The organism is Rhizobium fabae, assembly GCF_003985135.1.
GTDB lineage: Bacteria > Pseudomonadota > Alphaproteobacteria > Rhizobiales > Rhizobiaceae > Rhizobium > Rhizobium pisi.
On record NZ_ML133645.1, the window covers coordinates 300,106 to 325,777 of the forward strand.

General features: G+C 61.3%; 23 protein-coding genes. 8 read left to right on the plus strand and 15 right to left on the minus strand.

Annotated features, from left to right (window positions below; all coding sequences use genetic code 11):
• Positions 1–132 precede the first annotated feature (132 nt).
• The 5 genes from EFB14_RS01535 (at position 133) to EFB14_RS01555 (ending at position 4,563) form a co-directional block, all read left to right on the plus strand.
• Positions 133–1,236 carry an ABC transporter substrate-binding protein gene (locus EFB14_RS01535; RefSeq protein WP_126822113.1) on the plus strand — a complete coding sequence of 368 codons (1,104 nt, stop codon included), beginning with the start codon at positions 133–135 and terminating at the stop codon, positions 1,234–1,236.
• A 72-nt stretch (positions 1,237–1,308) separates the two neighbouring features.
• Positions 1,309–2,202, plus strand: coding sequence for an ABC transporter permease (locus EFB14_RS01540; RefSeq protein ID WP_097620932.1), 894 nt, complete (start codon positions 1,309–1,311; stop codon positions 2,200–2,202).
• Complete coding sequence (locus EFB14_RS01545) at positions 2,199–2,987, plus strand: ABC transporter permease (protein WP_126822115.1); 789 nt, start codon at positions 2,199–2,201, stop codon at positions 2,985–2,987. Before EFB14_RS01540 ends, EFB14_RS01545 begins: the two co-directional genes overlap by 4 nt.
• Positions 2,988–2,999: 12 nt before the next feature.
• Positions 3,000–4,061, plus strand: coding sequence for an ABC transporter ATP-binding protein (locus EFB14_RS01550; RefSeq protein ID WP_126822117.1), 1,062 nt, complete (start codon positions 3,000–3,002; stop codon positions 4,059–4,061).
• Positions 4,062–4,257: 196 nt separating this feature from the next.
• Entirely contained in the window at positions 4,258–4,563 is a 306-nt protein-coding gene (locus EFB14_RS01555; protein ID WP_012758329.1) for an NIPSNAP family protein, read from the plus strand.
• 69 nt (positions 4,564–4,632) lie between these two features.
• On the opposite strand, the gene EFB14_RS01560 is transcribed toward EFB14_RS01555, so the two are convergent.
• The 5 genes from EFB14_RS01560 to EFB14_RS01580 form a co-directional block, all read right to left on the minus strand.
• The gene (locus tag EFB14_RS01560) at positions 4,633–5,634 is read right to left on the minus strand and encodes an ABC transporter ATP-binding protein (protein WP_126822119.1); all 1,002 of its coding nucleotides are present in this window, start codon (positions 5,632–5,634) and stop codon (positions 4,633–4,635) included.
• Between the two features lie 10 nt (positions 5,635–5,644).
• Positions 5,645–6,706: a Gfo/Idh/MocA family protein gene (locus EFB14_RS01565; RefSeq protein ID WP_126822121.1), complete on the minus strand. Its 1,062-nt coding sequence runs from the start codon at positions 6,704–6,706 to the stop codon at positions 5,645–5,647.
• Positions 6,703–7,542 carry a carbohydrate ABC transporter permease gene (locus tag EFB14_RS01570; RefSeq protein WP_126822123.1) on the minus strand — a complete coding sequence of 280 codons (840 nt, stop codon included), beginning with the start codon at positions 7,540–7,542 and terminating at the stop codon, positions 6,703–6,705. The genes EFB14_RS01565 and EFB14_RS01570 overlap by 4 nt, the downstream gene beginning before the upstream one ends.
• A gap of 9 nt (positions 7,543–7,551) precedes the next feature.
• Complete coding sequence (locus EFB14_RS01575; RefSeq protein ID WP_126822125.1) at positions 7,552–8,499, minus strand: carbohydrate ABC transporter permease; 948 nt, start codon at positions 8,497–8,499, stop codon at positions 7,552–7,554.
• A gap of 216 nt (positions 8,500–8,715) precedes the next feature.
• The gene (locus EFB14_RS01580; protein ID WP_125843527.1) at positions 8,716–9,975 is read right to left on the minus strand and encodes an ABC transporter substrate-binding protein; all 1,260 of its coding nucleotides are present in this window, start codon (positions 9,973–9,975) and stop codon (positions 8,716–8,718) included.
• 530 nt (positions 9,976–10,505) lie between these two features.
• On the opposite strand from EFB14_RS01580, the gene EFB14_RS01585 reads away from it, so the two are divergent.
• Together EFB14_RS01585 and EFB14_RS01590 are read left to right on the plus strand one after the other, a co-directional pair.
• Positions 10,506–11,390 carry a glucosamine kinase nucleotide-binding domain-containing protein gene (locus tag EFB14_RS01585; RefSeq protein WP_126822128.1) on the plus strand — a complete coding sequence of 295 codons (885 nt, stop codon included), beginning with the start codon at positions 10,506–10,508 and terminating at the stop codon, positions 11,388–11,390.
• Positions 11,387–12,151: a GntR family transcriptional regulator gene (locus tag EFB14_RS01590; protein WP_125843525.1), complete on the plus strand. Its 765-nt coding sequence runs from the start codon at positions 11,387–11,389 to the stop codon at positions 12,149–12,151. Before EFB14_RS01585 ends, EFB14_RS01590 begins: the two co-directional genes overlap by 4 nt.
• 118 nt (positions 12,152–12,269) lie before the next feature.
• On the opposite strand, the gene metH is transcribed toward EFB14_RS01590, so the two are convergent.
• Positions 12,270–16,043 (minus strand): methionine synthase, encoded by a 3,774-nt coding sequence (gene metH, locus EFB14_RS01595; RefSeq protein WP_126822130.1) that lies wholly within the window; start codon positions 16,041–16,043, stop codon positions 12,270–12,272.
• A 272-nt stretch (positions 16,044–16,315) separates the two neighbouring features.
• Here metH and EFB14_RS01600 point away from each other — a divergent pair, with 272 nt between their 5' ends.
• A complete protein-coding gene (locus EFB14_RS01600; RefSeq protein ID WP_126822132.1) occupies positions 16,316–17,575 on the plus strand; it encodes an AGE family epimerase/isomerase in 1,260 nt (419 codons plus the stop codon).
• Between the two features lie 42 nt (positions 17,576–17,617).
• Here EFB14_RS01600 and EFB14_RS01605 read toward each other — a convergent pair whose 3' ends face one another.
• From EFB14_RS01605 to EFB14_RS01645, 9 genes are all read right to left on the minus strand, one after another.
• On the minus strand, positions 17,618–18,208 hold the full coding sequence (locus EFB14_RS01605; protein ID WP_126822134.1) for a DUF2799 domain-containing protein: 591 nt from the start codon (positions 18,206–18,208) through the stop codon (positions 17,618–17,620).
• Positions 18,209–18,376: 168 nt separating this feature from the next.
• A complete protein-coding gene (locus tag EFB14_RS01610) occupies positions 18,377–19,000 on the minus strand; it encodes a DUF2799 domain-containing protein (protein WP_126822136.1) in 624 nt (207 codons plus the stop codon).
• Positions 19,001–19,132: 132 nt separating this feature from the next.
• Complete coding sequence (locus tag EFB14_RS01615; protein WP_126822138.1) at positions 19,133–19,627, minus strand: heme-degrading domain-containing protein; 495 nt, start codon at positions 19,625–19,627, stop codon at positions 19,133–19,135.
• An 88-nt stretch (positions 19,628–19,715) separates the two neighbouring features.
• A complete protein-coding gene (locus EFB14_RS01620) occupies positions 19,716–20,327 on the minus strand; it encodes a flavin reductase family protein (protein ID WP_126822140.1) in 612 nt (203 codons plus the stop codon).
• Between the two features lie 4 nt (positions 20,328–20,331).
• Positions 20,332–21,075, minus strand: a complete 744-nt coding sequence (locus EFB14_RS01625; RefSeq protein WP_126822142.1) for an aspartate/glutamate racemase family protein — start codon at positions 21,073–21,075, stop codon at positions 20,332–20,334.
• 1 nt (position 21,076) lies between these two features.
• Positions 21,077–21,898, minus strand: a complete 822-nt coding sequence (locus EFB14_RS01630; protein ID WP_126822144.1) for an ABC transporter permease — start codon at positions 21,896–21,898, stop codon at positions 21,077–21,079.
• Position 21,899: 1 nt separating this feature from the next.
• Positions 21,900–22,814 carry an ABC transporter permease gene (locus EFB14_RS01635; protein WP_126822146.1) on the minus strand — a complete coding sequence of 305 codons (915 nt, stop codon included), beginning with the start codon at positions 22,812–22,814 and terminating at the stop codon, positions 21,900–21,902.
• Between the two features lie 165 nt (positions 22,815–22,979).
• Positions 22,980–24,278 carry an ABC transporter substrate-binding protein gene (locus EFB14_RS01640; protein WP_125843513.1) on the minus strand — a complete coding sequence of 433 codons (1,299 nt, stop codon included), beginning with the start codon at positions 24,276–24,278 and terminating at the stop codon, positions 22,980–22,982.
• Positions 24,279–24,325: 47 nt separating this feature from the next.
• Complete coding sequence (locus EFB14_RS01645) at positions 24,326–25,414, minus strand: ABC transporter ATP-binding protein (protein ID WP_126822604.1); 1,089 nt, start codon at positions 25,412–25,414, stop codon at positions 24,326–24,328.
• Positions 25,415–25,672: the final 258 nt, after the last annotated feature.

The following is a 25,672-nucleotide window of genomic DNA, read 5'->3' on the forward strand; positions in this document are numbered from 1 at the left end:
CTGTCGCAAATAAACCATCTGTCGCAAACGCTTGCCATTCATGGCAAAATTAACGTCATCCAAGTGTCACACAAGCTTCATGCAAGCTCATTAACAGCATCGCCAGACACTGAAACCTGAAGGAGAACAACAGTGATCTCTAACCTTTCTCGACTGCTTTCACTTTCTACTGCGATGATCGTGGCTTCGACCGCGATTGCCGCTGCTGAGCCGAGCGCTGAACTTATCGCTGCCGCCAAGAAGGAAGGCACCCTGACGACGATCGCTCTTCCGCACGACTGGTGCGGCTACGGTGACGTCATTGCCGGCTTCAAGGCCAAGTATGGCCTCGAGGTCAACGAACTGAACCCGGATGCAGGTTCGGGCGACGAAGTCGAAGCCATCAAGGCCAACAAGGGCAACACCGGCCCGCAGGCTCCTGACGTCATCGACGTCGGCCTCTCCTTCGGTCCGTCCGCCAAGAAGGACGGCCTGATCCAGCCTTACAAGGTATCGACCTGGGACTCGATCCCGGACACCGCAAAGGATGCCGACGGCTTCTGGTACGGCGACTATTACGGCGTCCTCTCGTTCCTCGTGAACAAGGACCTCGTCAAGCAGTCGCCGGCCGACTGGGCCGATCTGAAGAAGAGCGACTACGCAAACACCGTCGCCCTCGCTGGCGATCCGCGCACAGCCAACCAGGCTGTCCAGGGCGTTTATGCCGCTGGTCTTTCCGCATCCGGCGGTAACGCCGCCAAGGCAGGCGAAGAAGGCCTGAAGTTCTTCGCCGAACTCAACAAGAGCGGTAATTTCGTACCGGTCGTCGGCAAGGCCGCTCCGTTCGCGCAGGGCTCCACGCCGATCATCGTCGCCTGGGACTACAATGCTCTCTCCTGGGGTCAAAGCCTGAAGGGCAACCCTCCGTTTGAGGTCGTCGTTCCGAAGACCGGCGTCGTTGCCGGCGTCTATGTCCAGGCTATCTCCGCCTTCGCTCCGCACCCGAACGCTGCCAAGCTCTGGATGGAATACCTCTATTCCGACGAAGGTCAGCTCGGCTGGCTGAAGGGCTATTGCCACCCGATCCGCTTCAACGATCTTGCCAAGAAGAACAAGATCCCGAAGGATCTGCTCGACAAGCTGCCGCCGGCAGCAGCCTATGAAAAGGCTGTCTTCCCGACGCTCGAAGAACAGGCTGCCGGCAAGGAAGCCATCACCAAGAACTGGGATTCCGTCGTCGGCGCCGCCGTCAAGTAATCTCCGATCCAGCCTCCCCGCCCAAAAGGCGGGGAGGTTTTCTCACTCCGACGCCCCAGGATGAGCTTTTCCATGAGCACCGTGTCAACGCCTATGGTGAGCAGCGCCCCCTTGATCAACCGAGACCGTGTGATCGACTGGCTGGGCATTGCACCCTTCATCATTTTCTCCCTGCTTTTCCTGATCATCCCCACGCTTTATCTTGTGGCAGGCGCGTTCCTGACGCCCGAGGGCGACCTCACGCTGAAGAATATCGGCGATCTCTTTACCCCATCGATCATAAGCGCTTACTGGATCAGTATCCGCGTCTCGGTGGCGTCGGCCCTCGGCGGCGCGTTGATCGGCTTCTTTCTCGCCTGGGCCGTCGTGCTCGGCGGTCTGCCCTCCTCCGTGCGCTCGACGCTGCTAACCTTTTCCGGCGTCGCCTCGAATTTCGCCGGCGTGCCGCTCGCCTTCGCCTTTCTCGCAACGCTCGGCCGCACCGGCCTCGTGACGTTCCTCCTGCGCGAATGGTTCGGCTTCAATCTCTACGGCACCGGTTTCAACCTGCTGTCCTTCTTCGGCCTCACCATCACCTACATGTATTTTCAGATCCCGCTGATGGTGCTGATCCTGACGCCCGCTCTCGATGGCATGAAGAAGGAATGGCGTGAAGCCTCGCAGATATTGGGCGCGACCAACCGTCAATACTGGACGATGGTCGCAATGCCGATCCTCTGGCCGAGCCTGCTCGGCACGACGCTGCTGCTCTTCGCTAACGCCTTCGGCGCCATCGCCACCGCCTTCGCGCTGACCGGTAGCTCGCTGAACATCGTGCCGATCCTGCTCTATGCGCAGATCCGCGGCGACGTCCTGCACAATGCCAACCTTGGTTACGCCATCGCGCTCGGCATGATCGTTATAACAGGCGTCTCCAATGTCCTTTACCTCATGCTGCGCATGCGCGCCGAACGGTGGCAGAAATGAAAGCTCAACGTCTCGGAGCCTGGATCGCCGTCATTCTGGGCGCATCCTATTTCGTCATTCCGTTGATCGGCACGATCGAGTTTTCGCTGCGCATGCGCCGCGGAGAATACAGCTTCGATGCCTATGAATCGGTCTTCTCGGACATTCAGTTCCGCGAGACCTTCGGCTATTCCATGCTGATGGCGCTGCTGACCATCGTCTTCGGCATGCTGCTCGTCGTACCGACGGCCTATTGGGTGCGGCTGCGCCTGCCGCAGATGCGCCCCGTCGTCGAATTCATCACGCTGCTGCCGCTCGTCATTCCGGCGATCGTCATCGTCTTCGGTTACCTCAGGATGTACAACTCGTCGTCCTATCTGCCGCTGACGGGTTCGACGACCGGCACTAACATCCTGCTGGTCTTCTCCTATATAACGCTGTCCCTGCCCTACATGTACCGCGCGGTCGATACCGCCATGCGCGCGATCGACGTCCGCACCCTGACGGAGGCAGCCGAGAGCCTCGGCGCCCGCTGGACGACCATCCTGTTCAAGTGCATTTTCCCGAACGTCATGAGCGGCGTGCTCTCAGGCGCCTTCATCACGCTCGCGATCGTCATGGGCGAATTCACCTTCGCCGCACTGCTCAACCGTCCGGCCTTCGGTCCTTACCTGCAGCTCGTCGGTGCCAACAAGGCGTACGAGCCTTCGGCGCTCGCCGTCATCGCCTTCTCGATCACCTGGCTCAGCATGGGCCTGCTCAACCTCGTTTCCCGCTTCGGCAAAGCCGCCCCGGCAAAGGCTTAAGGTATCTGACTCATGTCCTTTCTCACGCTGACCAACATTCAGAAATCCTTCGGCCCAGTTCAGGTCGTCAAGAACTTCAACATGAACATCGAGAAGGGCGAGTTCGTCTCCTTCCTCGGACCGTCTGGCTGCGGCAAGACGACCGTCCTGCGCATGATCGCCGGCTTCGAAACACCGACCGGCGGCACGCTGACCATCAACGGCAAGGATCAGAGCTCGCTGAAACCGAACCAGCGCAATATTGGCATGGTCTTCCAGGCCTATGCCCTGTTCCCCAACATGACGGTCCACGACAATGTCGCCTTCGGCCTCAAGGTCGCCGGCGCGCCGAAGCCTGATATCGACGCCCGCGTCAAGGAAATGCTCGGCCTGATCAAGCTCGATCACCTGGCCGACCGCTACCCCTACCAGATGTCGGGTGGCCAGCAGCAGCGTGTCGCCCTTGCCCGCGCGCTTGCCGTCAAGCCGCAGGTCCTGCTGCTCGACGAACCGCTCTCAGCACTCGATGCCAAGATCCGCGTATCGCTGCGCGAGGAAATCCGGCAGATCCAGCAGCAGCTCGGCATCACCACTGTTTTCGTTACCCACGACCAGGAAGAAGCGCTGTCGATCTCCGACCGCATCGTCGTTATGAATGCCGGCAAGGCTGACCAGATCGGCTCGCCCTTCGAGATCTACAACACGCCCGCGACGCGCTTCGTCGCCTCCTTCGTCGGCACGCTGAACCTCATCGAGGCCAAGGTCATCGACCCCGACACCAACCTCATCCAGATCGGCGATCAGAAAATTACGCTGAAACAGTCGGTCGCGGCCCACAAGGCCGGCGAGACCATCTCTCTGGCGCTGCGCCCGGAAGCAGGCTCGCTCTCCGACAGCGCCAGAAGCGATACCGCGCTGACCGGTCAGGTTGTCTCGGCTCACTTCCTGGGTTCGGTCATCCGCACCCGCATGAACGTCGGCGGCAACGTCATCTCGTTCGACATGTTCAACAGCCCGGGCACCACCCCGCCGCAGTCCGGCGAAACCGTGACGCTGCGCTTCATGGCAGCCGACCTGCTGATCATCCGCGACTGATCCGGCAACACGACCTCGTCCGAAAGGCGCCGCCGACGCGGCGCCTTTTTCATTTCAGGCCGCCAGAACTGTCAGAAAATGTGATGCAGCCATCACTGCGAAGCACTTGAACGCTCCTGGCTCCGTGCCAGAAGTTGAGCAAACAAAATGAGCCGGGCAACTCTCCGCCTGGCATTTTACACGATGGGATATTGCAATGATTACCTGCCACCTGCGCTATGTGATCGATCCATACAAGCTTGCCGAATTCGAGGAATATGCCCGGCTCTGGATTCCGATCGTCAACAGGATGGGCGGCACCCATCACGGTTATTTCCTGCCGTCCGAAGGCGCCAACAACATTGCCGTGGCCTTGTTTTCCTTCCCAAGCCTTGCCGCCTACGAAGACTATCGCACGCGCATGGCAAGCGATCCGGAATGCCAGGCCGCGTTTGAACTCGACAAACGCAACCGCAGTATCGTCAGCTATGAACGTAGCTTCATGCGGCCAGTGCTCGGCTGATCGAGCCCGCACGCCGACGGGAAGCAAAAAGCCCGGCACGTTGGCCGGGCTTTTTGCTCTGTCAGCCGCTCAGCGGATCGCGCGGTCGTCGGCATCGAAGCGATGCACGTGCGCCTGGTCCGGCGTCGCATGGACGATCTCGTCGGGCTCATACTGGTGCTCGCCGAATAGGCGCGCCGTCAGCAGGCCGCACTGGTCGGATTCCAGATAGATGATCGTGTCCGCGCCGAGATGCTCGACATGCACGACCTTCGCAGCCCAGGTCCCCTGCTCGCGCGACAGCGTCATGTGTTCGGGGCGCACCCCGATCGTCTTGGCGCTGTGATCGCCGACCTTGTCGCCCGCAATGAAATTCATCTGCGGCGAGCCGATGAAGCCTGCGACGAAGACATTGGCCGGGCGGTTATAAAGTTCCATCGGCGAGCCGATCTGCTCGATCGCTCCGGCGTTCAGCACCACGATCTTGTCGGCAAGCGTCATCGCCTCGACCTGATCGTGGGTGACGTAGATCATCGTTGCCTTCAGGCTGCGGTGCAGCCGGGCGATCTCAAGCCGGGTTTGGACGCGCAGCGCCGCATCGAGGTTCGACAGCGGTTCGTCGAACAGGAAGAGTTCCGGTTCGCGCACGATGGCGCGGCCGATCGCGACGCGCTGACGCTGGCCGCCGGAAAGCTCGGCCGGCCGCCGCGCCAGATAAGGTTCCAGCGAGAGCATGCCGGACGCCTTGCTGACGCGCTTGTCGATCTCGTCCTTGGCCGTACCGGCCTGCTTGAGGCCAAGCCCCATATTGTCCTTGACCGTCAGGTGCGGATAGAGCGCGTAGGATTGGAACACCATGGCGATGCCGCGCTTGGCCGGTGGCGTCAGCGTCTCGTCGCGGCCGTTGATGACCACAGCGCCCGAGGTAACGTCCTCAAGGCCCGCAATGCTGCGCAGCAGCGTCGATTTCCCGCAGCCAGACGGCCCGACGAAGATGACGAATTCACCGTCCTTGACTTCGAGGTCGATGCCTTTCAGCACTTCATGCGTGCCATAGGTCTTGCGGATGGATTTGAGTTGAAGCGATCCCACTGGTTTTCCCTTACAATCTGACCGGCTGACCGGTACGCACGCTCTCGTCGGCGGCAAGGCAGATGCGCAGCGACGCCACTGCATCCGCCATATGGCGATCGAGGTTCAGATCCTCGCGGATCGCCCTCAGCATGAAGGCCTGTTCCAGGTCGCAGAGCGCCTGATGACCGGGCTCGCCCGTCATCCGCATATCCTGGTCGGGCCGGATGAACTTGCCGTCCGGGCCGGTCTCGGCCGTATGCAGACGGATCACCGACGTCTTGGTGTGGGTGTCGATATCGTCCGACTTGGCGTTCGGATCCATGACGATCGACACAGCGCCCTTCGGCGACATCACATCCTTCACGAAGAAGGCGGTCTCCGAGATCATCGGCCCCCAGCCGGCCTCGTACCAGCCGACCGAGCCGTCCTCGAAAAGCACCTGCAGGTGGCCGTAATTATACATGTCGGCGGCAATCTCCTCCGACATGCGCAGCCCCATGCCACGTACCTCGACGGCCCGCGCATCGGTGATCTGGCACATGACGTCGACATAATGGACGCCGCAATCGACGATCGGCGAGGTCGTGCGCATCAGCGACTTGTGCGTCGCCCAGGTCGGGCCGCTGGACTGCTGATTAAGGTTCATGCGGAAGACGTAAGGCGGGCCGAGCTTGCGGGCCTCCTCGATCAGCTTCATCCAGGACGGGTGATGGCGAAGGATATAGCCGATTGCCAGCTTGCGCCCTGCCTTCTCAGCCGCCGCGACGACCCGCTCGGCATCGGCAACCGTGGTCGCCAGCGGCTTCTCCACGAAGACATGGCAGCCGGCCTCGAAGGCGGCGACAGCATAGTCGGCGTGGCTGTCGGAATAGGTGTTGATCGAGCAGAGGTCCGGCTTCAGTTCGGCAAGCGCCGTCATGAAGTCTGGATGAACAGTGTAGGCCTGCAGCTCCGGCGCCAATTCCGGCGTCGAGCGGTTGACGAGACCGACGATCTCGAAGCCGGGGTTGTTATGGTAGGCGAGCGCATGGCTGCGGCCCATGTTGCCGAGGCCGGCAACGAGGACGCGGATCGGTTTTTCCTGGTTCACTTGACGGCTCCCGACGTGATGCCGCGGATCAGCTGCCGCGAGAAGATGACGTAGAGGACGAGGATCGGCAGGATCGCGAGCGACAGCGCCGCCAGCACCGCATTCCAGTTGGTGACGAACTGGCCGATGAAGATCTGCGAGCCGAGCGTCACCGTCTTGGTCGCTTCGGCGGGCGCCAGGATCAGCGGGAACCACAGGTCGTTCCAGATCGGGATCATGGTGAAGACGGCGACCGTCGCCATGGCCGGACGCACCAGCGGCAGCACCAGGCGGAAGAAGATCGCATATTCGGAAAGCCCGTCGATGCGGCCGGCATTCTTCAGATCATCCGAAACCGTGCGCATGAATTCCGACAGGATGAAGATCGCCAACGGGATGCCCTGCGCGGTGTAGACGAGGACCAGCGCCGTCAGCGTGTTGACGAGGCCGGCCGCCACCATGCCCTGAAGGATCGCCACCGTGCCGAGACGGATCGGGATCATGATGCCGATCGCCATATAGAGCCCGAGCAACGTATTGCCGCGGAAGCGATATTCCGAGAGCGCGAACGCAGCCATCGCGCCGAAGAGCAGCACCAGCAGGATCGCGACGATCGTGACGATGAAGCTATTCTGGAAATAGGTGGCGAAATCGCCCTGGCCGAGCACCGTCTGGTAGCCGACGAGGCTGAAGGTCGACGGCGTCGGGATCATCAGCGGCTCGCGGAAGATCGAGGCACGATCCTTGAACGAGTTGACGATGGTCAGGAACACGGGAAACAGCGCGACCAGCGTGTAGGCGCTGAGCGCCAGGTGCACGAGGCCGGTGCGGATGAGAGATGTGCGTGCCTTGGACATGCGCGCTCCTCAGAACTGGTAGCGACGCATGCGCCGCTGGATGACGAAGAGATAAAGCGAGACGCCGGCGAGGATGATGAGGAACATCACCGTGGCGATCGTTGCGCCCATCGAACGGTCGCCGAGCTGCAGCTGGAAACCGAAGAAAGTGCGGTAGAGCAACGTGCCGAGAATGTCGGTCGACATATCAGGCCCGGCAAGCGCGCCCTGCACGGTGTAGATCAGGTCGAAGGCGTTGAAATTGCCGACGAAGGTCAGGATCGAGATGATGCCGATCGCCGGCAGGATGAGCGGCAGCTTGATCTTCCAGAACTGTGCCCAGCCGGTGATGCCGTCGCATTCGGCTGCCTCGATCACCTCTTCGGGGATGCTGAGAAGCGCTGCATAGATCAGCATCATCGGAATGCCGATATACTGCCAGTTGGAGATCAGCGACACGGCGATCAGCGCCGAGCCCGGCTTGCCGAGCCAGGGTGCGAACAGGAATTTCAGGCCGACGAGATCGAGCATCCAGGGCGCGACACCCCAGATCGGCGAAAGGATCAGCTTCCAGATGAAGCCGACGATGACGAAGGAGAGCAGCGTCGGCAGGAACATCGCCGTGCGGTAGAAGGCAACGCCCCTGAGCTTCGGCACCGAAAGCAGGGCGGCCAGCGCCACGCCGATCGGGTTCTGCACGCACATGTGAATGACGAAGAAAATCAGGTTGTTGACGAGCGCGTTCCAGAAATCATGCGCCCAGCGCGGATCGCCGAACAGCACCTTGAAATTCGCAAGGCCGACGAAGGCCGGCTGTCCGTCGACCATGTTGTAGAGCGAAAGCCTGAGCGTTTCGATGAGTGGCAGCACCATGACGGCGGAATAGACGATCACTGCCGGCAGCATGAAGACGAAGATGTGCCAGCGCACCGGGCGCTTGATCGGGACGATATCGGCCGCGTTGTCGGTTTGGCTCATGGCTTTTGCCCGTTCTAGTCGACTGGCCGCAAGGCGCAGCGCAGATGGATACGTTGCGCCTCACCCTCACCTTCTCTCCGTATACGAGAAGGAACGCGCCCTGCTGAGATGTCATGTCGGGCTGGGAGGTCGCTGCGAGTCTCCTTCTCCCCGCAAGCGGGGAGAAGGTGGCCGGCAGGCCGGATGAGGGGTAGCAGACGCCGCCCCTCAATCACATCACTTGGCCGGCTTGTACCAGCTGTCGAGGCCCTTCTGGAGCTTTTCGGCAGCAACCGCCGGCGTATCCGTGCCGTTGATCACGTTGGCCGATTCGACCCAGGTCTCGTTTTCGAGGTTCGGCTTGCCGCGCGACAGGATCTGGTAGGTCGAGCGCACGGTCGACTTGTACGGGCCGCGCCAGGAAACGAATTCCTGGGCCAGCGGATCGGACATTTTGACCGGGTTGGAGTTCAGGCTGAAGAAGCCCGGCAGGGAGTTCGCGTAGATGTCGGCGAACTCGGGCGAAGCGACCCAGCTCAAGAACTTCTTGGCTTCTTCGGCATGCTTGCTCTTGGCATTCAGGGCGACGCCGATATCCGGATGGTCGGAGATGTAGCCCGTATCGCCAGCCTTCGGAACCGGCGGCGGGAAGGCGCCCATCTTGAACTGAGCCTGGGTATTGAACAGCGAGATTTCCCACGAACCGGCTGGGTAGATGGCTGCACGGCCGAGCGTGAAGAGGTTCTGGCTGTCCGAATAAGTCTGGGCTTCGAAACCGTCGCCGAGATAGGGCTTCCACTTGGCAAGCTCTTCATAGGGCTTGACCCAGTCGGCATCGGTCAGCTTCTGCTTGCCCGCGATCAGGGCTTCGCGGCCCTCCTCACCCTTCCAGTAGTTCGGGCCGATATTCTGGTAGCCCATGGTAGCGGCTTCCCAGAGGTCCTTCGTGCCCATGGCGAGCGGAATATAGGTGCCGTCGGCCTTGATCTTGTCGAGGGCTGCGAAGAACTCGTCTTCCGTCTTCGGAATGGAAATGCCGAGCTTGTCGAAGGCGTCCTTGTTGTAGATGAAGCCGTGGATGACCGAAGCCATCGGCACACAGAAGGTCGACTTGCCGTCGTCGGTCGACCAGGCGGCCTTGGCGACCGGAGAGAAGTTCTCCATGCCGGGCAGGCTGGTGATGTCGACGAGCTGCTTCTTGTTGAAGAGTTCGAGCGAAGCATCGAACGGACGGCAGGTGATGATGTCGCCCGCGGAGCCGGCATCAAGCTTGGCGTTCAGCGAAGCATTGTATTCGGTCGGCGCGGTCGGCGAGAAGACGATCTTGATGCCCGGGTTCTTGGCTTCGAAAGCCGGGATGATCTTCTCCTGCCAGATTTGCAGGTCGTCGTTACGCCAGCTTTCCACAGTCAGCGTGACGTCGGCGGCATGGACGAGACCTGCCGATGTCAGCAGGCTTGAGGCAAGCAGGAAGCTTTTCAGAGCAGTGTTTTTCATTTCCCTCTCCTGTTTTCAGGCGCCGGAAGGCGCCGTTTTCGATCTGAAACAAGCGGTTGGCGTGCTTGAGGAAACACCCAACGCCCCTTGAGGGCCGCCAACGACTGCCGGCCCCGAAAGCTCGACGGACGCAAAGACGGATCGCCTGCGGCCGGACTGCGCGCCTTCCCGGTGGCCTGCACCGGGCGTGGCGAAATGACTGGGAAAGCCGATGGATGCCTGAACTCAACCACTGACCACACGGGCCGGCGGGTATTCTTGCAATCATCCTCGAAGCGGTTCCGGCTTGGCTTTGCTGCCAGATTTCGTGGGCTTCGAAACGCTGTTCCCTTTGATCAAATTAAGGCCAAAAAAATACCAATTGTCCAGCCGAATTTAACTTTTTCGCCGCCAAAAATTCATTAAAAAATTTTATCCAATAAAATCAATATGATAAAAAGCCTGATTTTCCTCCTCATTCCCACTTGGTAAATGGTATTTTTTTGGTATTGTATTAAAAACATGTGGGAACAGTCGTATTCGGAGGTCCGATGACGGAGTTTGCAATCGGCATAGACGGCGGCGGAACGAGCTGCCGGGCCGCAGTGGCGGACAGGAGCGGCAATGTCATCGGCCGCGGCAAATCAGGCCCTGCCAATATCCTGTCGAATCTCGAAAACTCTCTTCTCAACATCGTCGAATCCGCCCGCCAGGCGCTGCGCGATGCGGGGCTCGACGCTGAAGCGGTTTCCTCCGTTGTATCAGTCGTCGGCGTCGCCGGCGCCAATGTCACGGATTACGGCCAGCGGATAGAAAGAGCCCTGCCCTTTGCCGAAGGCCGCGTCGTCACCGATGCGCTGATCGCGCTCCAGGGTGCGCTCGGCGATGCCGACGGCATCGTCGGCGCCTTCGGCACCGGCTCGGTCTATAATGCCCGCAGGGATGGCCGACTGAATGGCATTGGCGGCTGGGGGTTCGTCGTGGGCGACCAGGCGAGCGGCGCCCGCCTCGGCCGCGACCTCATGGAGCGGTCACTACTCGCCCATGACCGGGTGCGCCCGGCATCGCCGATCACCGAGGCTGTTATGGCCGAATACGGCAACGACCCCGAGCGCATCGTCGAATTCGCCCATTCGGCACGGCCGACGGATTTCGCCCGTTACGCGCCCGCCGTCTTCGAACATGCGACAAACGGCGATGCCGTCGCTGTCGGCATCGTCACGGATGCCGCAACGGCGATCGGCGAAAGTCTCGACGCACTCCTCTGGCCCGAATGCCCGTCGATCTGCCTGCTCGGCGGCCTTGCACAAGCCTATGAACCGTGGCTTTCCGAACGCTACAGGCCGCTGCTCGCCAAACCGAAGAACGATGCTTTGCATGGCGCGGTGGAACTTGCGGTCAAACTTCTGAACGACCGGCAGAGAGGTGCGGCATGAGCGACGACCTCGCGACTATCCTGTCCCTGGAGCGCCTGCAGGCCGCCGGCACCGGCCCGCTCTATGTCAAGCTGCGCCGCACGCTCGAAGAAGCCGTGCGCACCGGCACGCTCGGCCACGGCGATGCGCTGCCGCCGGAGCGCGACATCGCCGAACTTGCCGCCGTCAGCCGCGTCACCGTGCGCAAGGCGATCGACGAACTCGTCGCCGATGGCCTGCTGGTGCGCCGCCACGGCTCGGGCACCTTCGTTGCCAAACCGGTCTCCAAGGTTGAGCAGCGCCTGTCGCAGCTCACTTCCTTCACCGAGGACATGGCGCGCCGCGGCATGTCCTCGCGCTCCGAATGGCTGCACAAGGGCATCCACACCCCCTCGCCCGACGAGATGATGATCCTCGGCCTCGCCGCCGACGTGAAGGTTTCGCGCCTCTCCCGTCTGCGCATCGCCGACGACCAGCCGCTGGCGATCGAAAATGCCAGCGTCTCCGGCGAATTCCTGCCGGATCCGTCGGCCGTCACCAATTCGCTCTATGCCGAACTCGAACGCCTCCAGGTCCGCCCCGTGCGCGCCGTGCAGCGCATTTCCGCGACCAATATGAAAGAAGCCGACGCCCAGCTTCTCGGCGTCCCCGTCGGCGCCGCCGGCCTGTCGATCGAGCGCATTTCCTATCTCGGCTCCGGCCGCGCCGTGGAATTCACTCGCTCGCTCTATCGCGGCGACGCTTATGATTTCGTGGCCGAGTTGACGATCGGGGTGACATAGCCCGACTGGCCAGTTCGGAAAATTATCGAACCATATCAAAATGATGAAGCCGGAAAGTGAATCACTTTCCGGCTTCATCATCTCTTGATTCATCGCATTAAGAACGGCGAGCGGGTCTCTACGCGGCGTCCTCGATCTCCTCGTCCACCTTGCGCGGCACGTAGTTCAGCACCGGTCCGAGCCAACGCTCGACTTCGGAAACCTCCATGCCCTTGCGCTTGGCATAGTCTTCCACCTGGTCCCGCTCCACCTTGGCGACGCCGAAATAATAGGAGTCGGGATGGCCGATATAGAGGCCGGATACAGACGAGCCGGGCCACATCGCATAGCTCTCCGTCAGCTTCACGCCGGCGGCTTTTTCCGCGTCGAGCAGCTTGAAGAGCGTTGCCTTTTCGGTGTGGTCGGGCTGGGCGGGATAACCAGGCGCCGGGCGGATGCCGGCATAGGCTTCGGTGATGAGATCCTCGTTGCTGAGCGTCTCATCCTTGGCATAGCCCCAATAGTCGCGACGCACCTGCTCGTGCATGCGCTCGGCAAAGGCTTCGGCGAAGCGGTCGGCGAGCGCCTTGACGAGGATCGAGGAGTAGTCGTCGTTGGCGCGTTCGAAACGCTCGGCGATAGCGATTTCCTCGATGCCGGCCGTCACCACGAAGCCACCGACATAATCCTGCACGCCACTTGTGACAGGCGCGACGAAATCGGAGAGCGCCACGTTCGGCCGCCCGTCCCGCTTCGAAAGCTGCTGGCGCAAAGTGTAGAAAGTCTCAAGCTCCTGACTACGGCTCTCGTCCGTGAACAGGCGGATATCGTCGCCGACGGCGCCGGCCGGCCAGAAGCCGATGACGGCGCGCGGACGGAACCACTTCTCGTCGATGATCTTCTTCAGCATGCTCTGCGCATCGGCCCAGAGCGCACGCGCCGCCTCGCCCTGCTTCTCGTCCTCGAGAATGGCGGGGTAACGGCCGCGCAGTTCCCAGGTCTGGAAGAACGGCGTCCAGTCGATGTATCTGGCAAGCTCTGCGAGATCGTAATCCTCAAACACCCGCGTACCGAAGAATTGCGGCTTCGTCGGCTGGTAGGCCGACCAGTCGACCTTGTGCGCATTCTCGCGGGCGCGCGGCAGCGGCAGGCGCACCTTCTCGGCTTCGCTGCGCGCATGGGCGGCGGCCACCTTGGCATATTCCGCTCTTATATCATCGACATAACCCTGTCGCGTCTCCGGCGAGAGCAGTGCCGAGACGACACCGACGGCGCGGCTCGCATCAGTCACATAAATCGCCTGCCCCTTATTGTAGCCGGGGTGGATCTTCACGGCCGTATGCACGCGGCTGGTCGTCGCTCCGCCAATTAGGAGCGGAATTTCGAAGCCCTGCCGTTCCATTTCGGCCGCGACATGCACCATCTCGTCGAGCGACGGCGTGATCAGGCCCGAAAGGCCGATGACGTCGACCTTTTCGGCGATCGCCGTCTCAAGGATCTTCGTCGCCGGCACCATGACGCCGAGGTCGACGATCTCGTAATTGTTGCAGGCCAGCACGACGCCGACGATGTTCTTGCCGATATCGTGCACGTCACCCTTGACGGTCGCCATCAGGATCTTGCCGGCCGACCGGCGTTCTTCACCGCCGTTGAGGCGCTTTTCCTCTTCCATGTAAGGCAGCAGCACGGCGACCGCCTGCTTCATGACGCGCGCCGACTTGACCACCTGCGGCAGGAACATCTTGCCCGAGCCGAACAGGTCGCCGACGACGTTCATGCCGGCCATCAGCGGCCCTTCGATGACGTGCAGCGGCCGGGCGGCCTGCTGGCGCGCCTCCTCGGTATCGGCTTCGATATATTCGGTGATGCCGTTAACAAGCGCATGTTCGAGGCGCTTCTCGACGCTCCATTCGCGCCAGGAGAGGTCCTGGACGCGGCCTTCGCGTGCGGCACCGCCACGGAATCTCTCCGCAACTTCGAGCAGCCGCTCGGTGCCGTCGGGGCGCCGGTTCAGCACCACGTCTTCGCAGGCCTCGCGCAGTTCCGGATCGATATTGTCGTAAACTGCAAGCTGGCCGGCATTGACGATGCCCATGTCCATGCCCGCCTGAATGGCGTGGTAGAGGAACGCGGCATGCATCGCCTCGCGCACCGGCTCGTTGCCGCGGAACGAGAAGGACAGGTTGGAAACGCCGCCCGAAATATGCACCAGCGGCATGCGCTGACGAATCGTCCGCGTCGCCTCGATGAAGTCGACGCCGTAATTATTGTGCTCTTCGATGCCGGTGGCGACCGCGAAGATGTTCGGGTCGAAGATGATGTCTTCGGGCGGGAAGCCGATCTTCTCGGTCAGCAGCTTGTAGGCGCGCGTGCAGATTTCCACCTTGCGGTCATAGCTGTCCGCCTGCCCCGTCTCATCGAAGGCCATGACGACGACGGCAGCGCCGTAGTTGTGCAGCAGCCGTGCCTGGGCGAGGAAATTCTCCTCGCCTTCCTTCAGCGAGATCGAGTTGACGATCGGCTTGCCCTGGACGCGCTTCAGGCCGGATTCGATGATCGAGAACTTCGACGAGTCGATCATCACGGGCACGCGGGCAATGTCGGGCTCGGCGGCGATCAGGTTGAGGAACTCGACCATCGCCTTTTCGGAGTCGATCAGGCCCTCGTCCATATTGATGTCGATCACCTGCGCGCCGTTCTCGACCTGGTCGCGGGCGACATCGAGCGCCGCCGTGTAATCGGCGTTGGTGATCAGCTTGCGGAACTTCGCCGAGCCGGTGACGTTGGTGCGTTCGCCGACGTTGACGAAGGGGATGTCCTTGGTCAGCTCGAAGGGTTCGAGGCCCGACAGCGACATGAAGGGGCGATGCTCAGGGATCGGCCGCGGCTTGTATTTCGCCACGGTCTCGGCGATCGCCCTGATATGTTCGGGCGTCGAGCCGCAGCAGCCGCCGACGATGTTGACCAGGCCTTCGCGGGCGAAGCTGTCGATCTGCGCCGCCATCAGCTCCGGCGTTTCGTCGTACTGGCCGAACTCGTTCGGCAGGCCGGCATTCGGATAGGCGCAGATGAAGGTGTCGGCGACACCAGAAAGTTCCTGTAGATGCGGGCGCATCGCATTGGCGCCGAGCGCGCAGTTGAGACCGATCGTAAACGGATTGGCATGGCGCACCGAGTTCCAGAAGGCCGACGGCGTCTGGCCGGAGAGCGTGCGGCCGGAAAGGTCGGTGATCGTGCCGGAGATCATCACCGGCAGGCGCACGCCCTTGGCCGCGAAACGTTCCTCGCAGGCGAAGATCGCAGCCTTGGCGTTCAGCGTGTCGAAAATCGTCTCGATGAGGATGATGTCGGCGCCGCCGTCGATCAACCCGTCGATCTGCTCGGCATAGGCATCGCGCAGATCATCGAAGGTGACGGCGCGGAAACCGGGATTGTTGACGTCGGGCGAAATCGAGGCGGTGCGGTTGGTCGGGCCGATGGCGCCGGCGACGAAGCGGCGGCGGCCGTCCTCGCGCTCGGCGCGGATTGCCGCCCGGCGGACGATCTCCGCACCTTCCTTGTTCAGCGCATAGACCTCGCCTTCCATCTGGTAATCGGCCTGCGCGATGCGGGTCGAGGAGAAGGTGTTGGTCTCGAGGATATCGGCGCCGGCCTTGGCGTATTTGTAATGGATCTCTTCGATCGCGTCCGGCTGACTCAGGATCAGAAGGTCGTTATTGCCCTTCTGATGGCAGGCGCAGCCGATGAAGCGCGTTCCGCGGAACTGGTCCTCGTCATAGCCCAATCCCTGGATCTGCGTGCCCATGGCGCCGTCGAGAACAAGGATGCGCTCGCTCGCGGCTTTCTTCAAAGCTGCGAAAACTTCACTGCCGTCACGCTTGCCCCCTTCGGGACCAAAGAGATTATCAAACACGGGAGGGCTCCTTGACGTCATAAGACCAGACAGACCAAATCACATAAAGATATCTTTATGTCAATATATGCCTGTCGATTTCGTGCTTTTCAAGCCTGCAGCGCCGCGCGTCTTTTCAAACGCGCAAAGGACGCTCCACACTTTCAATCCTGGCATTGCGCTTTCCGACAATCGGCTCTGATTTTCACGCCGATGCGCTAACCGGATGACAGACTCGCCCGACCTCTATATAGGCGTTTGCGACATAGTGCGCACGAAATCGGAGGATTATCATGGCACCCGCAACCGGCAACGCCGCACTCGGAAACTGGACGAGCCGCGCCTATCATCGCGGCTGGCTGCTCGCCCAGGCAAACGGCCTCTTCGATTTCTTCCAGCACAATTCCATCAACCCGAAGGGCGGCTTCTACGATCTCGATGATACCGGCAGACCGCTGGATGCCGAGGGTCAGGTTCGCGGTATCCATATCGCGGCGCGCGCCGTGCATTGCTTCTCGATCGGCGCCCTGCTCGGCCGTCCCGGCGCCTCCGATGTCGTCGACCACGGCATAGACTATATCTGGAACCATCATCGCGACCGGAAAAACGGCGGCTATTTCTGGTCGCTCAACAATGCCGGTCCTGTCGATTCCAACAAGCAGGGCTACGGCCATGCTTTCGTTCTGTTGGCCGCCTCCGCCGCCAAGACGATCGGTCATCCGCTGGCCGACGGCATGCTCGCCGATATCACCGAGGTCCTGAACACCAGGTTCTGGGAACCCCGCCACGGCGCGATCGCCGAGGAATTCACCGCCGACTGGCAGCCGCTCGACGGCGGCGCCTATCGCGGCCAGAATTCCAACATGCACCTGACCGAGGCGCTGATGGCTGCCTTCGAAGCCACCGGCGACAGGGATTACCTGACCAAGGCCGAAAGCATCGCCGATCTCGTCATCCGTCGCTCGGCCGGTTCGGTCGACTGGCGCGTCGCCGAACATTTCGACGCCGAATGGAACCTCGACAAGGATTACTATCATCCGAACGAAATGTTCCGCCCGGCCGGCACGACGCCCGGCCACTGGCTGGAATGGGCCCGCCTCATCCTGCAACTCTGGGCGCTCGGCGGCAAACGCATCGAATGGATGCCGGATGCGGCCAAAGCCCTTTTCGCCCAATCCATGGCGCTCGGCTGGGATAACGACAAGGGCGGTTTCTTCTACACGCTCGACTGGGACGACAAGCCCGCCAAGCGCAACAAGCTCTGGTGGCCGGCCTGCGAGGGTGCGGCTGCCGCACATTTCCTCAACGAGCACCTGCCGAGCGATTTCCACGAAGAGAGCTACCGCAAGATCTGGAACGTGATCGAACGCGCCTTCATCGACCACAAGAATGGCGGCTGGCACGAGGAACTGACGGAAGATCTCATCCCCTCGCATTCGCTCTTCCCAGGCAAGGGCGATATCTACCACGCCCTTCAGGCCTGCCTCATCCCGCTTTTCCCAGCGACGGGCAGCCTGACGAAGGGCATCACCGAGACTGGAGGCAAGCTCTGAGGCGGTAGCCTCAGAGGGCGTGTCGGTATTTTGCGTTTACAGCTACCTCTCGAACTGGCGCGCTTCTTGTTCCGCTTCATTGAGGTCGGTCCGAACGCGGCTCTGCTCGTCATTGATTCTACGAAGTTCCCGTTCGGAACTCTGAATCTCAAAACTAACGGCATTGTACCGATCGGCCTCGGGATCTTTCTTTCGTTTTTCCCCGAGCTCTTTGAGCCGCTTCTCTTCATCCTCGTAGTCGTCTTCAAGCTGCTCCAATTTTGATTTGAGCGAATACTGACGATAACCGACCTCGTGGCCACGCAGGAACTCAGCTTCTGTCTTAGGCGGACACAGACCGTTGTAACTGTACCCATGCTGTCCTTCCCAGAGACCACTCCACCCCGTGCAATAACGCAGCAGACCTTTCTTGTAGCCCTGATTCCAAAGAGTGAGGTTCGGCACGACCTTCACTCGTTTGCAGGATTTGATATGCCCTTCAAACCGTGCTTGCGGCTGATAACCGTTGAACCCATCAGTGAAACCGATCCCCTTCCAGTCGCCAGCCAGGCATTCCTTTTTGGAGATCGTGTAGCAGGAGGTAAGAAACAGACTGATGCCGACGACGGCAAAGATGGAAAGCAAACGCAGCATAACAAACCCGTCAAATAGAACAAAACGGGAACATTATTACCAGTTGCGTATCCGCCTGTCACTACGCGCGTTCGTGGCGATCTTCCATTTCGGCAGCTTTATTCCGGGTGCGAAGTCACGACGCTGCGAAAGGTATCGTCGAGACCGGCCGTAGGCTCCGGGGCTGGGTCAATACCCCGGTCCAGGCAATGCAACATTCGGGTTCCGCTGGAACCATTCAACGTCCTCGCTGACGCGGTCGAGCTCGTCCTGCACGTCGCGCTGGTCGCGGCGGATCTCGTGCATATCGTCTTCCAGGTCCTCGATCCGCCGGCGCAGTTCCGACCTGTCCCCATCCTTCGCGTCCTTCAGCTTGTCGGAAAGCTCGTCGATCTCAGTCTCCTTGGAGCTGTAGTCGTTCTGCATCGAGTTCAGGCGTTCCTGCAGTCCGTGTTGCTTGCTGCCGAGGTTGAAGCCGCGCAGGAAGCCTGACGCGGTTTCCGGCGGGCAGACATTGGCATAGCCGTTGCCCGACTGGCCACGCGCCAGCCCGCTGAGCGGCGTGCAGTAGCGCACGAGGCCAGCCTGGTATCCCTGAAACCAGATCGTCTGATCGGGCACAATCTTGACCCGCTCGCAGGATTTGGCATGTGCCGCAAAACGCTGTTGCGGCTCATAGCCTGCCGCCCCGTCGCTCTCGCCGATCACCCGCCAGTCGGCGGCGATGCATTCCTCCTTGGAAAGCGTGTTGCAGGAAGCGAGGAAAAGACCAAAACCGATGGCGGCGGCAAGCGCGAGGAACAGGCGGATCATGATGTCCCGGGTAGGTTAAGGAGGGCGATGCCGCACCTTAACCGCAGGATAAGCCCGCGTCACCGGAGCGGTGACGCGATTTTGCAGTTTCCATGGCTTTTTTCTGTCAAAATTATGGCTGGCGTAACCGCATCAAAGCGGGGCGAGCCGCAGCGTATCCAGATCCTTCGCCAGCATCAGCGCCAGGGCCTCGACCGCAAGATTGTGGTCGTCACGCTGCGGCAGGCCGGAGACGGTGACCGCTCCAATGCAGCCCGTGCCCTTGACGCTGATCGGGAAGCTGCCGCCATGCGGCGCATAGTCTGCGCCATCGAGCCCGTTGTCCTCGACCGTCTTGCCGTCCTTCTTGAGTTTCAGGCCGGAGGCATAACTGCTGCGGAAATAGCGCAACACCATGTTGCGCTTGCGGCGGACCCAGTTGACGTTGTCGGGCGTCACGCCTGGAAGCGCCGCATAGAAAACCGGCATCGAATGCAGGGTTACGTCGATCGCGATGCCGAGGCCGCGCTCGGTGGCGAGTTCCTGGAGAAGCCTGCCGAGCTGCCATGCCGTCGTCAGGTCGAAAGCGTCGAAGCTCAGCGCGTTCTCCTGCTCTGCGATCCGACTGAGATCGTCCTCGATTGTCATGGGTAAGCCCTCCTCTGCCGCAATGATCCGCTGCAGACCATTCTCGCCGGAGGCAAAAAAGTAAAGCAAAACTTGAGCCTATCCCGTTTCAGAGCTTCGGCGTCAGCATCTCGAACCGATCGCGGATGGTGGCGCAGGTATCGCCGCCGAGCCTTGCAATGGCATCGACCGCGGCCGGATCGACATGCAGCCGTTCCGGATCAACGACGCCGTCGCGATAATGTGCGTAAACGATCTCGCCCATGATGATCTGCCTGGAGCGACCGAGTTCCAGCGTCACATGCCGGCGGCATTCGAAGGCAGCAGGCGCTTCGGCGATCCAGGGCGAAGCCACCTTCTCGCCCGGCATCGCGGTCAACCCCGCCTCCTTCAGCTCATCGACGCCGCGCGGATATTTGGCGCCGCAGACATGCATCGCCTCGGCGATGGCAAAGGAGACGATGTTGACCGTGAACACCTCGGTCATGCGGATATTGTGGCCGGTGTCCTTGAACGACATGTCGGCATTGTTCTCGACCCCGATCGCCAGGATCGGCGGATCGGCTGAAAGGCAGTTGAAGAAGCTGAAGGGTGCAGCGTTGATCCGGCCGTGCTCGTCGACCGTCGTCACCAGGGCGATCGGCCGCGGAATGATCGTGCCGATCATCAGCTTGTAGCGTTCGCGCCCCGTCAGTTGTTCGAAATCGAAGGAAACGGCCATCGGTTCAGCCGACCTTCAGAGCCGGGGAGAAACCGCTCATCGCCCCGCTGAATGGTTTCGGCAGCGGCGAGGCATAGGAGCCGCGCTTGCTGGTGGAAAGCCCGAGCGATACCAGCGCCTCTGCCTGCTTCACCGCAGCCGCCACACCATCGACGACGGGCACGCCGTAGATCGCCTGCAATTCCCTGGCGAGATCCGTCATCCCGGCGCAGCCGAGCACGATCGCCTCGGCGCCGTCTTCCGCCAGCGCCCGCTCGATCTCGGCCCTGAGTTTGCCGATCGCGCCTGATGCCGCATCCTCCAATTCCAGCACCGGAATGTCGGAGGCGCGCACCTTGGCGCGCTCGCCCATACCGTAGCGGCGCACCAGATTGTCGATCAGCACCCGGGACCGCTCCAGCGTCGTCACCACGGTGAAGCGCTGCGCCAGGAAGCCCGCTGTCACGACTGCGGATTCGCAAAGCCCGAGGATCGGCACATCGGCGAAGCTGCGGGCCGCTTCGAGCCCGGTATCGTCGAAGCAGGCGATAACAGCCGCGTCGTAGCCCGCGCTTTGCCGCTCCTTGAGTTCTGAGAGCAGGCCGGGGATCGCCAGCGCTCCATCATAGTGTCCCTCGATCGAGACGGGGCCCATGCGCGAGGTGGCCGCGATGATCTCCGTGCCTGAAGCAGCCACCGCGCGTGCGGCGGTCGCGGCCTTCTCGGTCATGGAGGCCGTGGTATTCGGATTAACGATGAGGATGCGCATGTCAGTCTGTCTTTGCCTGTCGCCGGCTGAGCATGGTCATGATGCCGAGCGCGATGAGAATGATGGTGAAGGAAAACAGCGTCGTCACCGTGCCGAGTGCATAGAGCACCGGCGTCGTGACGTTGGTCGTCATGCCGTAGATTTCGAGCGGCAGCGTATTGTAGGTGCCAGACGTCATCAGCGTGCGGGCGAATTCGTCATAGGAAAGCGTGAAGCCGAACAGACCGACGCCGATCAGGCTCGGCGCGATCATCGGCAGCACGACATGGCGAAACGTCTGCCAGGAGGTTGCGCCGAGGTCGCGCGCCGCTTCTTCATAGGCCGGCGAGAAGCGGTTGAAGACGGCAAACATGATCAGGACGCCGAAAGGCAGCGTCCAGGTGAGATGCGCGCCGAAGGCCGAGGAATACCAGGCGGGCTTCAATCCGCCCTCCTGGAAGACGACGCCGATGCCGAGCGAGACAATGATCGACGGCACCACGAGGCTTGCGACGGTGGCGTAGAACAGCGCGGTCGATCCACGGAAGCGGCGGCGGAAGGCAAGCCCTGCGAGCAGCGACACGACGACGGTCACCACCATCACCATCAGCCCGAGCGAGAACGAGCGCCGGAAGGAGGCGCCGAAATCGCCGACCGCCTGCTTCTCGAACAGGTTGAAGAACCAGTGCGTGGACACGCCGTTCATCGGGAAGGTCAGGCCGCCGTCCGGCCCCTGGAAAGAGAGAATCAGGATCGCCGAAAGCGGGCCGTAGAGGAACAGCACGAAGACGATGAAGAAGATCGCCAGCAGATAGAATTCGAGGCCGCGTTTTTCGTGGCTCATCTCAAAGCTCCTTGCGGATGTCGACGACGCGCAGGATGGCGGCGACCATCAGGAGCACGACGGCGAGCAGCACCACGGCATTTGCGGCGGCGGCCGGATATTGCAGCAGCGACATTTGGTTCTTCATCATCAGCGCCACCGAGGCGCTCTGTCCGCCGGACATCACCTGCACCGTCGAAAAATCGGCCATGACGAGTGTCACGACAAAGATCGTGCCGATCGCCATGCCCGGTTTGGCGAGCGGAATGACGACATTCCACAGCACCTGCCAGCCGGAGGCGCCCGCATCGCGCGCCGCCTCGAACAGCGACCGGTCGATGCGCATCAGCGTGTTGAAGATCGGAGTCACCATGAACAGCGTGTAGAGGTGCACCATGGCGAGCACGACGGCGAAGTCGGAATAGAGCAGCCATTCGATCGGCTTCGGGATGATACCCATCTGGATCAGCGTCGAATTGACGAGGCCGTTGCGCCCGAGCACCGGGATCCATGAGATCATGCGGATGATGTTCGACGTCATGAACGGCACGGTGCAGACGAGGAAGAGGATCATCTGCGTCGAGGTCTTGCGGATGTGGAAGGCCAGGAAATAGGCGACCCAGAAACCGATGACGAGCGTCAACGACCAGACGATGGCGGTGAATTTCAGCGTGTTGAGATAGGTCTTCCACGTCACCCACGAACCGAGCGTATCGGTGTAGTTCATGGTGAGGAAATCGGGATAGAGACCGGCGAAATCGTAATCCCAGAAGCTGACCACAGCGATCATGGCGATCGGCAGCAGGAAGAAGAAGCCGAGAATGGCAATCAGCGGCGTCGCCTGGAGATAGGAGATCGCGGATGGGGAAAGCCTCAGTCCACGCCCGCCGCGCGCGCCCTTGCTGTTCTCCTCCGTTTCCGCTGCGATGGTCGCCATCCCTTGCCCTTTCGGAATCTGGTCATTCATCCTGTCGGTAAAGGGAGGGCTCAAAAGACCCCTCCCCAACCCTACCCACAAGGGGGAGGGAATTTCTCTGCCACGTCCTCACCGGACTCCCTCCCCTTGTGGGGAGGGTTGGGGAGGGGAAAAACGGCAATCGCCTTAGGCCGCGATGAACTCGTTCCAGCGGCGGACCATGTAGCGGTCCTCGTCCATGACGGAGTTCCAGCAGGCGACTGCGCCCATGCGGGCTTCGAAGGAACCGCCGTCGCGGACCGCACCGGCCTTCTCCATGACCTTGCCTTCAGGAGACAGGATGTCACCGGTCGCAGCCTTGCCTTCGATCCAGTAGCCCCATTCGTCTGCCGTCATGAAGTTCTTGGCGGTCTCCATGCAGGCGGAATAGTAGCCCTGGCGGTTGAGGTAACCGCCGACCCAGCCTGACGTGTACCAGTTGATGTATTCATAGGCGGCGTCGAGTTCAGCGCCCTTGAGGTGCGAAGCAAGGCCGAGGCCGCCGCCCCATGCGCGGTAGCCTTCCTTGAGCGGCTGGAAGGTGCAGGCGATGCCCTTCGAGCGGACGGCGGCCACAGCCGGCGACCACATCGACTGGATGACGACTTCGCCCGATGCCATCAGGTTGACGCTTTCGTCGAAGCTCTTCCAGAAGGCGCGGAACTGGCCGTCGCCCTTGGTCTTGATCAGGAAGTCGATCGTCTTGTCGATCTCGTCCTTCGTCATGTTGCCCTTGTCGGCATATTTGATCTTGCCGGCGGCTTCCATGATCATCGCCGCATCCATGATGCCGATCGACGGGATGTTGAGGATCGCGGTCTTGCCCTTGAAGGCCGGATCGAGAATATCAGCCCAGCTGGTGATCGGACGGCCGGTCAGGTCGGGGCGGATGCCGAGCGTATCGGCATTGTAGATTGTGGGAACCATCGTCATCCACTGCGTCGGTTCCTTGGCGAATTTCTTGGAACCCTGCGCCTCGACGAAGCCGACCGTGTGCGGCGCCGTGCCCTGGGCAATCACGCTATCCGGCTTCAGCTTGCCGTTGATGAACAGCGGCACGATCTTGTCGTAGTATTTCAGCTTCTTGACGTCCATCGGCTGCAGGGCGCCAGTCGGGAACACCTTCTTGGCGATCCAGTATTCGATGTCGGCAATGTCGTAGCTGTCGGGCTGGGTGACGGCGCGCTGGGCGGCGGCGTCGGAATCGGTCGCCGTCATCTCCAGCGTGATGCCGAGATCGGCCTTGCACTTCTCGGCGATGGCATTGATGTTCGAAACGCCGGTGCCGAACTGGCGAAGCGTGATGTTCGTCTTCGCCCAGATGGTGGGAAAGCCGGTGATGGCGCCGGAACCTGCGATGGCGCCGACGGCGGCAGCACCCGTCTTCAGCAGCGTGCGGCGGGAAAGACCCTTCTCCGCCTTGGTCGATGTCGTTTCAGTCGTCATGTCAGTTCCCCTTTTCTTGAAGGTTCATGGTTCTTGATGGTGATGGTTTATGCGGAGGCACGGCCGAGCAGCACCGCATCGTCGAGCGCCCAACTGAGCGCAACGGAATCGCCGACCGAGACCGGCCGGTCGAAATAATCGCTGTCGTCTGATATGACGGTGAAGTCGTCGCTGCCGGCGCCGAGAACGGTGATCTTCACCGAGGAGCCGCGATATTCGATGTTGGAGACGATGCCGTTGAAGCCGAGCGTCCATTCGGTCGCCACCTGCAGGCGGACGCGGTCTGTGCGGATGCCGATATCGACAGGCTCGCCGACCTCCCTGCCCGTTCCGCGCACGGAAAAGCTCTGGCCCTCCGGCACGGTCATGACGATCCCGCCGTTCTCGCTCGATGTCACTCGGCCGGAGAGCACGTTGTGGTCGCCCATGAAGCGGGCGACGAAGGCTGTTGCCGGCCGCTCGAAAACCTCGCGGGGTGCAGCCGCCTGCTCGATCCGGCCGTCGTTCATGATGACCATGACATCGGCGAGCGCCATCGCCTCTTCCTGGCTGTGGGTGACGTGGACGAAGGTGATGCCGAGCGACTTCTGAAGCTTCTTCAGTTCGGCGCGCATGCGGATCTTCAGGAACGGATCGAGCGCCGACAGCGGCTCGTCGAGCAGCAGCGCTTCCGGATCGGTGATCAGCGCGCGCGCCAGCGCCACGCGCTGCTGCTGGCCGCCGGAAAGCTGCGCCGGACGCCGGTTGGCATAAGACTCCATCTGCATCAGCTTCAGCATTTCGAGCGCTTTTGCGCGGCGCTCCGCCTTGTCGACGCCCTTCATCTTGAGGCTGAAGGCGACGTTGTCGATCAGGTCGAGATGAGGAAACAGCGCATAGGACTGGAACATCATCGCCGTGCCGCGCCTGGCCGGCGGAAAATCGGTGACGACGACGTTGCCGAGCCGGATATCGCCCGAAGAAATGCTCTCATGGCCGGCGATCATGCGCAGCGTCGAGGTCTTGCCGCAGCCCGACGGGCCGAGGAAGCAGCAATAGGAGCCGGCCGGAATCTTCAGGCTGATCGCATGGACCGCCGTCGTCGCGCCATACACCTTCGAAACGGATACTATATCGATCTCTGCCGCTTTCGACATCATGCCTTCCCCTGTTCGAAAAGGGCGATGCATCCGCCGTGCCAGATTGTGTTGCGTCCTCTTAAACCCTTATGGAGCAAGGATTTCAGCATCAGCCGGCACACAAGAGCGATTTATAGGCAGACCTGCATATGCACATGAATTAGGCTTTCGTCCTCAATTCGTGCAAAAAATCGTATACAATTTAACCGTCATTTCGAACGCAAATTCGTTTAACTTTTGCCGCGAAGCCGGATATGGTTTGCACGTTCACCAGGA